Origin of the sequence: Pseudomonas sp. NMI542_15 (assembly GCF_021283425.1) — a bacterium.
Taxonomy (GTDB): domain Bacteria; phylum Pseudomonadota; class Gammaproteobacteria; order Pseudomonadales; family Pseudomonadaceae; genus Aquipseudomonas; species Aquipseudomonas fortuita.
The window spans coordinates 59,779-70,449 of the sequence record NZ_JAJSRO010000029.1 but is presented as its reverse complement, the minus strand read 5'-3'; the positions used below and the strand labels follow the sequence as shown (position 1 = coordinate 70,449).

Genomic DNA, 10,671 nt, shown 5'->3' with positions numbered 1-10,671 from the left:
CTATCAGTCCATACTCACAAGCACCCACACGAATTGCTTGATTCGATTTGTTAAAGAGCGTTTGGTTAAGAGCTTTTTGTCTCAACCGAGGCGCGCATTCTACGCTTTCCTCAGAGTCTGTCAAGCGTTTATTTTGAAGTTTTTTGCGAGAAACTCGTTTAGCTTCAAACACTTGGCTCGCTGCGATCTCTCGTAGCGGGAGGCGAATCATACAGCGTTTAGAAGCGCTGTCAACCACCATTTCAACCGCTTGCGATCATTCGATCGTAGCCCTTTCAACGCCACCTTAACTACCTAACTCATTGAATCTCAAGGAGTTTGTCGTTCCGATGTCGCTGGAAGTGGGGCGCATTATAAGGGGATTCAGAAGGGCGTCAACCCTTAATTTCAAGAAATCGAAATATGAGGGGAAAGACCCTATGAAGGCCACCAGATGTCCGCCACAACACATTCAGCGCCTATGAGATCAAGCGCCCCCGATCTTGCAGCCGCTGAAGACCCCAAGGCGAACACCCAAAAAAACAAAGCGGGGAGGCCTTTCGGCCTCCCCGCTTCTATATAGCTACACCTGCAATCGCTCACTCAGCCTTGAGGGTAACCCGTGCAAACGACTTCTTGCCCGCTTGGCACACATGGGTCGCGCCCAGCGCAAACACGAAGTCACGATCCACGGCCGCACCGTCGACTTTAACAGCGCCGCCACTCAGCAGGTCCCGCGCCTGAGCCGAGTTCTTTACCAGGCCAGCCCGGTTCAGCACGGCAGCAATCGGCAAGTTTTCCGCTGCAACCACTTCGACTTCCGGCAGGTCTTCCGGCAACTCACCTTCTTTCATGCGGTTACCAGCACCACGGTGAGCGTTGGCCGCTGCCTCCTCACCATGGAAACGCGCAACGATCTCTTCGGCCAGCTTGATCTTGATGTCGCGCGGGTTGGCACCCTTGGCAACATCGGCACGGAACTGCTCGATCTCTTCCATCGAACGGAAGCTCAGCAGCTCGAAGTAACGCCACATCAAAGTATCCGGGATAGATACCAGCTTGCTGTACATCACCCCCGGCGCTTCCTGAATACCTACATAGTTGCCCAGCGACTTGGACATTTTCTTCACACCGTCGAGGCCTTCGAGCAACGGCATGGTCACGATGTTCTGCGCTTCCTGACCATAGGCGCGTTGCAGCTCGCGCCCCATCAGCAGGTTGAACTTCTGATCGGTACCACCCAGCTCGACGTCCGCCTTCAGCGCCACCGAGTCATAGCCCTGCACCAGGGGGTAGAGGAACTCGTGAATAGCGATCGGCTGGTTGGTGGTGTAACGCTTGTCGAAGTCATCGCGCTCAAGCATGCGCGCCACGGTGTACTGCGACGCCAGGCGAATGAAGTCGGCCGGGGTCAGCTTGTCCATCCAGGTGGAGTTGAACGCGACCTCGGTCTTGGCCGGGTCGAGAATCTTGAACACCTGCTGCTTATAGGTCTCGGCGTTGTCCAGCACTTGCTCACGGGTCAGCGGTGGGCGCGTGGCGCTCTTGCCGCTGGGGTCACCGATCATGCCGGTGAAGTCACCGATCAGGAAGATGACTTGATGGCCCAGCTCCTGGAACTGACGCAGCTTGTTGATCAGCACCGTGTGACCCAGGTGCAGGTCAGGCGCAGTCGGGTCAAAGCCGGCCTTGATGCGCAGAGGCTGGCCGCGCTTGAGCTTCTCTACCAGTTCCGACTCGACCAGTACTTCTTCCGCGCCGCGCTTTATAAGCGCCAGCTGCTCTTCAACCGACTTCATAGACAAACCCGCAAGGCTCAGATTCAGGGGGAGCCAACCATACAAGATCGGCCGTCAAATACAAGTTTCGCAAAGGAATGTGACCCGGGCACGGGTTTGCGGCGTCTACGCGCCCTTGCGTGAAAATGGATTTGGTTATATTTTATACAGTTATTTCATCTTCATCATGTCATTCATCTTTTCCATTTCACTTTTTCAAAGTCACCTTACCCATGACCAACGAACCGCCTAAAGCGCCCCCGCTTTATCCGAAAAGCCATCTGTTGGCCGCCAGCGGCATTGCCGCCCTGCTCAGTCTGGCTCTGCTGGTATTCCCCTCCAGCGAAGTGGAAGCCAAGAAAACCACCCTCAACCTCGAGCTGGAGAGCCCGGCCGAGCAGCTGAAAGACGAATCCCGTGCTGCCCCCCTGGTGCAGGCAGAAAGTGAGCAAGGTTCGCCCTTCGCCCAGATCGAAGAAGCAGCCCCCAAGACCCAAACGGCCGAGCAGCCAGCCCCTGCCACCGAACCCGCCGCCGAAGCAGCCAAGCAGCCTGGCCACCGCGAAGTCACCGTGGCACGTGGCGACACCCTGTCCACCCTGTTCGCCAAGGTCGGCCTGCCGGCCAATGCGGTACACGACCTGCTGGCCAGTAACAAGCAGGCCAAGCAGTTCAGCCAGCTCAAACACGGCCAGGTACTGCAGTTCGAGCTCGACAAGGATGGCCAGCTCGCCAGCCTGCACAGCAAGGTCAGCAATCTCGAGACCATTCGGCTGACGAAGTCCGCCAAGGGCTACACCTTCAACCGTGAAATCAGCAAACCCGTAGTTCGTACTGCCTATGCCCACGGCGTGATCAAGAGCTCGCTATCGGCTTCGGCCCAGCGCGCCGGTCTCTCCCACAGCATGACCATGGACATGGCCCGGGTGCTGGGTTACGACATCGACTTCGCTCAGGATATTCGCCCAGGCGACGAGTTCGATGTGGTCTACGAGCAGAAGGTCATGGACGGCAAGGTGGTCGGCACCGGCAACATCCTGTCCGCCCGCTTCACCAACCGCGGCAAGACCTACACCGCCGTGCGCTACACCAACAAGCAGGGCAACACCACTTACTACACTGCCGACGGCAACAGCCTGCGCAAGGCCTTCATCCGTACGCCGGTGGACTTTGCCCGTATCAGTTCGCGCTTTTCCGCCGGCCGCAAGCACCCTATCCTGAACAAGATCCGCGCGCACAAAGGCGTCGACTACGCCGCCCCGCGCGGTACGCCAATCAAGGCTGCCGGTGACGGCCGCATCGAACTGGCTGGGCGCCGTGGCGGTTACGGCAACACCGTGATCATCCAGCACGGCAACCGCTACAAGACGCTGTACGGGCACATGCAGGGCTTTGCCAAAGGCATCAAGACTGGCAGTTCGGTAAAGCAGGGCCAGATCATCGGTTACATCGGCACCACCGGCCTGTCTACCGGGCCCCACCTGCACTATGAGTTCCAGGTCAACGGTGTGCACGTCGATCCGCTGAGCCAGAAAGTGCCAATGGCTGATCCAATCGCCAAGAACGAGCGCCAGCGCTTCCTGCAGCAGAGCCAGCCCCTGATTGCCCGTATGGATCAGGAAAAGGCCACCCTGCTCGCAGCGAACAAGCGCTAAGCCCATGGCGCTCTACCTGGGGGTAATGTCCGGCACCAGCCTTGATGGCCTTGACATTGCCTTGATCGAACAAGGCGAGCAGCTTGAACTGCTCGCCACCCATTACCTGCCCATGCCCGGCGACCTGCGCCAGGAACTGCTTGCCCTGTGCAGCAGCGGCCCTGACGAAATAGCCCGCGCGGCGCTGGCCGAAAACCGCTGGGCCAGCCTGGCAGGCGAAGGTATACGCCAACTGCTTGCCCGCCAAGGACTGGGGGCCGAGGCCATCCGCGCCATCGGCAGCCACGGCCAGACTATCCGCCACGAGCCCGCACGCGGTTTTACCGTGCAAATCGGCAACCCGGCGCTGCTCGCCGAGCTAACGGGTATCAGCGTGGTTGCCGATTTCCGCCGGCGCGATGTGGCTGCCGGAGGCCAAGGTGCGCCGCTGGTTCCGGCCTTCCACGAAACCCTGTTCGGCCACCTGGGCCAGCGTCTGGCAATCCTGAATGTGGGCGGCTTCAGCAACCTCAGCCTGATCGAGCAGGACAAGCCGGTCCACGGTTTCGACTGCGGTCCGGGTAACGTGCTGCTGGATGCCTGGATAGAGCGCAAGCGCGGCCAGGCCTACGATGCCGATGGTGCCTGGGCGGCCTCGGGCGTGGTACAGGGGGGCTTGCTGAGTGCGATGCTGGCCGACCCGTTCTTTGCGGGTAGCGGCCCGAAGAGCACAGGCCGCGAAGTGTTCAACCTGCCTTGGCTGGATGGCCACCTGGCAGGCCTGCCCGCTTACCCGGACGAGGATGTACAGGCGACATTGCTGGAGCTTACCGCTCGCAGCATCATCGACTCGCTGAGCAATGCCCAGCAAGGCACCGAAGCGTTGCTGGTGTGCGGTGGCGGCGCACGTAACGGTGCCCTCATGGCCCGCCTCGGCCAACTGCTGCCCAAGGCCCGTGTCACCAGTACCGGCGCCCATGGCGTAGACCCTGACTGGGTCGAGGCCATGGCCTTTGCCTGGCTGGCCCACTGCTGCCTCGAAGGCATCAGCGCCAACCGGCCAAGCGTGACGGCGGCCAAGGGTTTGCGGGTACTGGGCGCAATCTACCCGGCCTAACTGCTACACCAGAAAGCAAAACGCCGCGCAATTGCGCGGCGTTTTCGTAGAGCCAGATCTCAGATCGAGAACGAGGACCCGCAACCGCACGTAGTGGCAGCGTTCGGGTTCTTGATCACAAAGCGCGACCCCTCCAGGCCTTCCTGATAGTCCACCTCAGCGCCAGCCAGATACTGGAAGCTCATCGGGTCGACCACCAGCGACACGCCTTCGCGCTCGACGATGGTGTCATCTTCGGCCACATCTTCATCGAAAGTGAAACCGTACTGGAAGCCCGAGCAGCCGCCACCGGTCACGAACACCCGCAGTTTCAGACGTTCATTGCCTTCCTCATTGACCAGGTTCTTCACTTTCTGGGCCGCCCCATGGGTGAATTCCAGACCGGTAGGGGTGAAGGTTTCGACGCTCATGTTGACTCTCCCGGCGCAGTTGCCGCCTTAAAACTCGATGACGCGCATTATCCGCTTTCCCGAGAAAATTGGTCAAGAATTGTGCGGCTTTAGTCGCGACTGACAAAATGGCCCGCGCAAGGCGGGCCATTTCGATCGCAGTTCGCTTACGGTAGCAAGCCTGCGTGGGACAGGCCCATCCGCTCATCCAGGCCGAACAGGATGTTCAGGTTCTGTACCGCCTGGCCGGAGGCTCCCTTGACCAGGTTGTCGATCACCGACAGCACCACCACCAAGTCACCACCCTGCGGACGATGAACGGCAATGCGGCAGACGTTGGCGCCGCGCACACTGCGGGTTTCCGGGTGGCTGCCAGCTGGCATCACATCGACGAACGGTTCGTCGGCGTAGCGCTTCTCGAACAGCGCCTGCAGGTCGACCGAGGTGTCGACAACATTCGCGTACAGGGTGGCGTGGATGCCACGGATCATTGGCGTCAGGTGCGGCACGAAGGTCAGGCCGATGTCCTTGCCAGCAGCCAGGCGCAGGCCCTGGCTGATTTCCGGCAGGTGACGATGGCCCTTGACCGCATAGGCCTTCATGCTTTCGCCGGCCTCGCAGAACAGCGAACCCACTGCCGCACCACGACCGGCACCGCTGACACCCGACTTGCAGTCGGCAATCAGGCGCGACGGGTCGGCCAGGCCCGCCTCCAGCAGCGGCAGGAAGCCCAGCTGAGTGGCGGTAGGGTAGCAACCCGGTACGGCGATCAGGCGCGCCTGGCGAATCTTCTCGCGGTTGACTTCAGGCAGGCCATACACGGCGTCCTTGAGCAGCTCTGGCGCACCGTGCGGCTGACCATACCACTTGCCCCACTCGGTGGCATCCTGCAGGCGGAAGTCGGCCGAGAGGTCGATCACCTTGGTGCCGGCCGCCAGCAGTTCACCGGCCAAAGCATGGGCAACACCGTGCGGGGTAGCGAAGAACACCACATCACAGGCAGCCAGCGCCTTGCTGTCCGGCACGCTGAACGCCAGCCCGTCATAGTGGCCGCGCAGGTTCGGGTACATGTCCGCCACCGCCACGCCCGCCTCGGAGCGCGAAGTGATGACCGCCACTTCGGCCTGTGGATGCTGTGCTAGCAGACGCAACAGTTCGACGCCGGTGTAACCCGTGCCGCCGACGATACCGACCTTGATCATAACGCTTGCCCCTTATCAACGAGCCGTCTGGAAAGCGCACGATGATAGGGGCGTGAAGCGCCTGTAACAACTCTTCGGGTGACCCTTCGGGCGCTTGACCACTACTATCTGACGACCGTGAATACCTGAAGGAACTCCCTCCATGCTTTACCTATGGATCAAAGCGCTGCATATCGTCAGCGTGGTCTGCTGGTTCGCCGGCCTGTTCTACCTGCCGCGGCTGTTCGTCTACCACGCCCAGAGCCAGGACAGCATCAGCCAGGAACGCTTCGTGACCATGGAACGCAAGCTGTACCGGGGCATCATGAACCCGGCGATGATCGCCACCTACGTGTTCGGCGCATGGATGCTCTATCTCACGCCCGGCTGGCTGAGCCAGGGCTGGCTGCATGCCAAGTTGACCCTGGTCATCCTGCTGACCGGCTACCATCACATGTGCGGTGCCCAACGCAAACGCTTCGCCAGCGGCAACAACACCCGCAGCCACGTCTACTATCGCTGGTTCAACGAAGTGCCCGTGCTGTTCCTGCTGGGCATCGTAATTCTGGTGGTGGTCAAACCGTTCTGACATAGCCACCCGCTCAAGGAGCCTTGCCATGTCGCTACCTGCCTCGCTCGAACAACGCCTGCGCCTGCCTGTTGTCGCAGCGCCGATGTTCTTGATCTCCAACCCCAAACTGGTACTGGCGTGCTGCGCCAGCGGCGTAGTGGGTAGTTTCCCGGCCCTGAACCAGCGCGACAGCGCCGGCTTCAAGGCCTGGCTGGAGGAAATCGAGGCAGGCCTGGCGCTATTGGAGGCGCCAGCGCCCTATGCGGTCAACCTGATCGTCCATCCGACCAACCCACGCCTGCAGGCCGACCTGGCTTTGTGCGTGGAGCATCGCGTGCCGATCGTCATCACCAGCCTGGGGGCGGTCAAGGAAGTGGTCGATGCCGTGCATGGCTACGGCGGCCTGGTGTTCCACGATGTCACCACTCGCCGCCATGCCGAGAAGGCCGCGCAAGCGGGTGCCGATGGCTTGATCGCCGTGGCTGCCGGCGCGGGCGGGCATGCAGGCACCTGGAGCCCTTTCGCCCTGGCCGCAGAGATTCGCCAGTTCTTCGACAAGACCCTGCTGCTGGCCGGCTGCCTCAACCATGGCCACGAAATCCTCGCCGCACAATTGCTGGGCGCCGACCTGGCCTACATGGGTACGCGCTTCATCGCCACCGCAGAAAGCCAGGCCCAGGATGCCTACAAGCAGATGCTACTCGATGCCCACGCCGCCGACATCATTCACACCCCGGCAGTGTCCGGCATACCTGCCAGCTTCCTGCGTTCAAGCCTGGAGCAGGCTGGCTACGACATGAACGCCCTCAAGGGCGGCCACGAGCAAGGCAAGCTCAAACCTATCGACGACGAAGCGAAGGCCTGTAAGACCGTATGGTCGGCGGGCCAGGGTGTCGGCGAAATCCATGATCTGCCCAGCGCCAGTGCATTGATCGAACGGCTCCACAGTGAGTACCGGGAAGCCCTGGATCGCTGCCAGATTCTGCGCGCCCGCACCTTGTAGCAAAACGCAACACCTTACCCGGCCAAGCTGTACACTAGGCGCCCTCTTTCGCCCCCAGGAGCCTTGCATGACCCGTTACGCCATGATCACTGGTGCTTCCAGCGGCTTGGGCCTGGCCCTGGCGGAAGCGCTGGCACGGCGCGGGCGCAACCTGATCCTGGTGGCACGTCAGCGGGAAACGCTGGAACCCGTGGCCCTTGAGTTGACCCAACGCTTTGGTGTCGAGGTGCTGTTCCGCGCCTGCGACCTCAGCCAGCCGCTGCGCCTTTCTGGCTTCGTACTGGAACTGGAAGAAGGCGAACGGCGTATCGACCTGCTGGTCAACTGTGCCGGCTTGCGTACCTACGGGCCGTTCCTGGCCCATGAGTGGGCCGACGAGCAGGATCTGCTGGAGGTCAACGTTCTGGCCCTGAGCCGCCTGTGCCACGCCATCGGCAACCTGATGGCCGTGCAGGGTGGCGGCCAGATCCTCAACGTCGCTGGCCTTGCCGGGGTGGCACCCGGCCCGTGGATGGCGGCCTATGCCGCCAGCAAGGCGTACGTGCTGAGTTTTTCCCAGGCCCTGCGCGAAGAACTCAAGCGTACCGGTATCAAGGTCTCGGTATTGTGCCCAGGCCCTGTACGCTCCTCGCGCCGGCGCATTGCGCGGCTCGATGGCAAACCCCGCTGCCTCAGCCCCGAAGAAGTAGCGCTGTATACCGTGCGTGCACTGGACAAGAACCGTGCGCTGATCATGCCCGGCCGACGCAACCGCTGGCTGGCATTGGCCCCGCGCCTGCTGCCGCGCTGGCTGGTGTGCAAACTGGCCGGCGCCATCCACCGCCGCTATTGCCCGGCCGGCATGGAATAGCCACTGGGCGAGCGGCGCTCGGCTGAGTACACTCGGCCCGACCCTCACCATGGAGCAAGTGCTGTGGACGATCTATTCCTCAAAATCATCAACCGGGAAATCCCGGCGGATATCATCTACGAAGACGACCAGGTCCTGGCCTTCAAGGACATTGCACCCGCGGCACCGGTACATTTTCTGGTCATCCCGAAAAAACACATCCGCACGCTCAATGACCTGACCGAAGAAGACAAGGCCCTGGCGGGCCACATCCTGTTCACCGCCCAGCGCCTGGCTGTCGAGCAGGGCTGCGAGGAAGGTTTCCGCGTGGTCATGAACTGCAACCCGAAGGGCGGCCAGACTGTCTACCACATCCATATGCACGTGCTGGGCCAGCGCCAGATGAACTGGCCACCGGGCTGATCCACGGCAAGCGACCCCGCCGCTATTGCGGTAAACTGTCGGGCACATTCTTGCGGAGGTGCCCGATGGCTACCGAACGTCACTACTCGCCGCTCGACCGCTTGTTGCTGCAGGCCGATACCGCCATGCGCACCTTGCTGCCCTTCAGCGGCCAACCCGCCCGGCCATCGCCGGCCATTGTCCAGCCGGACGTCGACCTGGACGAGCAGCAGACCCGCCACATCGCCGGGCTGATGCGTATCAACCACACCGGTGAAGTGTGCGCCCAGGCGCTGTACCAGGGCCAGGCCTTGACCGCCAAGCTGCCCGAAGTACGCAAGGCCATGGAGCATGCCGCCGAGGAAGAGGTGGACCACCTGGCCTGGTGCGAACAGCGCATTCGCCAGTTGAACAGCCACCCAAGCGTGCTCAACCCCTTGTTCTACGGCATGTCGTTCGGCATCGGCGCACTTGCCGGCCTGGTCAGCGACAAGGTCAGCCTGGGCTTCGTCGCCGCCACCGAGCACCAGGTGTGCAAGCACCTCGACGAGCACCTGGAGCAGATCCCGCACGAAGACGAAAAGTCCCGGGCCATTCTCGAACAGATGCGCATCGACGAAGAGCAGCACGCCGAGTCCGCCCTGGAAGCCGGTGGTTATCGCTTCCCGGCCCCTGTCCGCTTTGGCATGAGCTTGCTGGCCAAGGTCATGACCAAGAGCACCTACCGCATCTGAAGGCATCGCCATGACGGACCGTTTCGACGCCAAGGACCTGGCGCGTGCCGTGCAGGCCGGGATTCTCCAGCCGGGCCAGGACCAAAGCCTGTTGGCATTCCTGCGCCAGCAACCGGCGGCACGTGGCAGCTTTCAGCTGGCCCATGTTGCGTTCTACTTCGGCGCCATGCTGATCATGGCAGCCATGGGCTGGTTGCTCACCGAAGCCTGGATGAGCATTGGTGACGGCGCGCTATTGATCATCGCCAGCCTCTATATCCTGCTGATCACCTTGTCCGCCCTCAACCTGCAGCGCCGCGCCCAGCCCGTTGCTGCCGGGGTACTGGCGGCGGTAGCGGTCAGTATCGTGCCACTGGCGGTGTTTGCCATTGAGCGCCTGGCAGGCTGGTGGCCACTGGACGACGCGCAAGCCGAGTATCACCAGTACTACACCTACGTGCAGGGCGGCTGGCTGGCGATGGAAGCGGCCACAGTGCTTGCCGGTTTGCTGATGCTGAGGCTGATCCCCTACCCGTTCGTCGTCATGCCTATAGCCGTGGCCCTGTGGTTCATGTCGATGGACCTGAGCGAATGGTTCTTCGGCTCGCCGTTCAGTTGGGAGCAGCGCCGCGAAGTTTCGCTGTGGTTCGGGTTGGGCTTGCTGGTGGTGTGCCTGTTGATAGACGGCCGCACGCAAGAAGACTACGCCCGTTGGGGCTACTTGGCCGGGCTGGCGGCATTCTGGGGCGGCTTGACGCTGCTGGACAGCGGCAGTGAGTTGGGCAAGGCCATGTACTGCCTGACCAACATAGCGCTGATGGGCATGGCCGTGCTGCTGCGCCGGCCGGTGTTCATGGTGTTTGGTGCACTGGGCGTGGCGGCTTACCTGGGGTACCTGTCGTACGAGGTATTTGCCGAATCGCTGCTGTTCCCGGTGGTGGTGACCTTGATCGGGCTGGCGGTTATCTGGCTGGGGCTGGTTTACCAGAAGCGGCGGGAGCGGTTGAGCCAAGTGATGCGGGGATGGTTGCCACGGTGGGTGCAAGCTGCACTGCCCGCACTTCGGAGCTGATAG

The 10,671-nt window shown here is 61.8% G+C and carries 12 protein-coding genes; 8 read left to right on the top strand and 4 right to left on the bottom strand.

Annotated features, from left to right (window positions below):
* Positions 1–241: hypothetical protein (locus tag LU684_RS27540; protein WP_232895254.1), on the bottom strand; the 241-nt coding region annotated here is incomplete at its 3' end.
* Positions 242–578: 337 nt separating this feature from the next.
* Positions 579–1,778, bottom strand: a complete 1,200-nt coding sequence (gene tyrS, locus LU684_RS27535; protein ID WP_016484643.1) for a tyrosine--tRNA ligase — start codon at positions 1,776–1,778, stop codon at positions 579–581.
* Between the two features lie 212 nt (positions 1,779–1,990).
* Here tyrS and LU684_RS27530 point away from each other — a divergent pair, with 212 nt between their 5' ends.
* Together LU684_RS27530 and LU684_RS27525 are read left to right on the top strand one after the other, a co-directional pair.
* Entirely contained in the window at positions 1,991–3,412 is a 1,422-nt protein-coding gene (locus LU684_RS27530) for a peptidoglycan DD-metalloendopeptidase family protein (protein ID WP_095116694.1), read from the top strand.
* Between the two features lie 4 nt (positions 3,413–3,416).
* Positions 3,417–4,508 (top strand): anhydro-N-acetylmuramic acid kinase, encoded by a 1,092-nt coding sequence (locus tag LU684_RS27525; RefSeq protein ID WP_016484641.1) that lies wholly within the window; start codon positions 3,417–3,419, stop codon positions 4,506–4,508.
* Between the two features lie 59 nt (positions 4,509–4,567).
* On the opposite strand, the gene erpA is transcribed toward LU684_RS27525, so the two are convergent.
* The gene (erpA, locus tag LU684_RS27520; RefSeq protein WP_003255511.1) at positions 4,568–4,918 is read right to left on the bottom strand and encodes an iron-sulfur cluster insertion protein ErpA; all 351 of its coding nucleotides are present in this window, start codon (positions 4,916–4,918) and stop codon (positions 4,568–4,570) included.
* Between the two features lie 146 nt (positions 4,919–5,064).
* Positions 5,065–6,099 carry an N-acetyl-gamma-glutamyl-phosphate reductase gene (argC, locus tag LU684_RS27515; RefSeq protein WP_019472953.1) on the bottom strand — a complete coding sequence of 345 codons (1,035 nt, stop codon included), beginning with the start codon at positions 6,097–6,099 and terminating at the stop codon, positions 5,065–5,067.
* 142 nt (positions 6,100–6,241) lie between these two features.
* On the opposite strand from argC, the gene hemJ reads away from it, so the two are divergent.
* The 6 genes from hemJ (at position 6,242) to LU684_RS27485 (ending at position 10,668) form a co-directional block, all read left to right on the top strand.
* The gene (gene hemJ, locus LU684_RS27510; protein ID WP_016484639.1) at positions 6,242–6,667 is read left to right on the top strand and encodes a protoporphyrinogen oxidase HemJ; all 426 of its coding nucleotides are present in this window, start codon (positions 6,242–6,244) and stop codon (positions 6,665–6,667) included.
* A 28-nt stretch (positions 6,668–6,695) separates the two neighbouring features.
* Complete coding sequence (locus tag LU684_RS27505; protein WP_232895253.1) at positions 6,696–7,652, top strand: NAD(P)H-dependent flavin oxidoreductase; 957 nt, start codon at positions 6,696–6,698, stop codon at positions 7,650–7,652.
* 67 nt (positions 7,653–7,719) lie between these two features.
* On the top strand, positions 7,720–8,502 hold the full coding sequence (locus LU684_RS27500) for an SDR family NAD(P)-dependent oxidoreductase (protein ID WP_016484637.1): 783 nt from the start codon (positions 7,720–7,722) through the stop codon (positions 8,500–8,502).
* Positions 8,503–8,565: 63 nt separating this feature from the next.
* Positions 8,566–8,904 (top strand): histidine triad nucleotide-binding protein, encoded by a 339-nt coding sequence (locus LU684_RS27495; RefSeq protein ID WP_016484636.1) that lies wholly within the window; start codon positions 8,566–8,568, stop codon positions 8,902–8,904.
* Between the two features lie 65 nt (positions 8,905–8,969).
* Positions 8,970–9,617: a 2-polyprenyl-3-methyl-6-methoxy-1,4-benzoquinone monooxygenase gene (gene coq7 / locus LU684_RS27490; RefSeq protein WP_016484635.1), complete on the top strand. Its 648-nt coding sequence runs from the start codon at positions 8,970–8,972 to the stop codon at positions 9,615–9,617.
* 10 nt (positions 9,618–9,627) lie between these two features.
* On the top strand, positions 9,628–10,668 hold the full coding sequence (locus tag LU684_RS27485) for a hypothetical protein (RefSeq protein ID WP_023048032.1): 1,041 nt from the start codon (positions 9,628–9,630) through the stop codon (positions 10,666–10,668).
* Positions 10,669–10,671: the final 3 nt, after the last annotated feature.

What these genes read in the sequence shown, in the direction of transcription:
- tyrS (WP_016484643.1), bottom strand. Translation starts at nt 1,778, where the DNA reads ATGAAGTCGGTTGAAGAGCAGCTGGCGCTTATAAAGCGCGGCGCGGAA.
- LU684_RS27530 (WP_095116694.1), top strand. Translation starts at nt 1,991, where the DNA reads ATGACCAACGAACCGCCTAAAGCGCCCCCGCTTTATCCGAAAAGCCAT.
- LU684_RS27525 (WP_016484641.1), top strand. Translation starts at nt 3,417, where the DNA reads ATGGCGCTCTACCTGGGGGTAATGTCCGGCACCAGCCTTGATGGCCTT.
- erpA (WP_003255511.1), bottom strand. Translation starts at nt 4,918, where the DNA reads ATGAGCGTCGAAACCTTCACCCCTACCGGTCTGGAATTCACCCATGGG.
- argC (WP_019472953.1), bottom strand. Translation starts at nt 6,099, where the DNA reads ATGATCAAGGTCGGTATCGTCGGCGGCACGGGTTACACCGGCGTCGAA.
- hemJ (WP_016484639.1), top strand. Translation starts at nt 6,242, where the DNA reads ATGCTTTACCTATGGATCAAAGCGCTGCATATCGTCAGCGTGGTCTGC.
- LU684_RS27505 (WP_232895253.1), top strand. Translation starts at nt 6,696, where the DNA reads ATGTCGCTACCTGCCTCGCTCGAACAACGCCTGCGCCTGCCTGTTGTC.
- LU684_RS27500 (WP_016484637.1), top strand. Translation starts at nt 7,720, where the DNA reads ATGACCCGTTACGCCATGATCACTGGTGCTTCCAGCGGCTTGGGCCTG.
- coq7 (WP_016484635.1), top strand. Translation starts at nt 8,970, where the DNA reads ATGGCTACCGAACGTCACTACTCGCCGCTCGACCGCTTGTTGCTGCAG.
- LU684_RS27485 (WP_023048032.1), top strand. Translation starts at nt 9,628, where the DNA reads ATGACGGACCGTTTCGACGCCAAGGACCTGGCGCGTGCCGTGCAGGCC.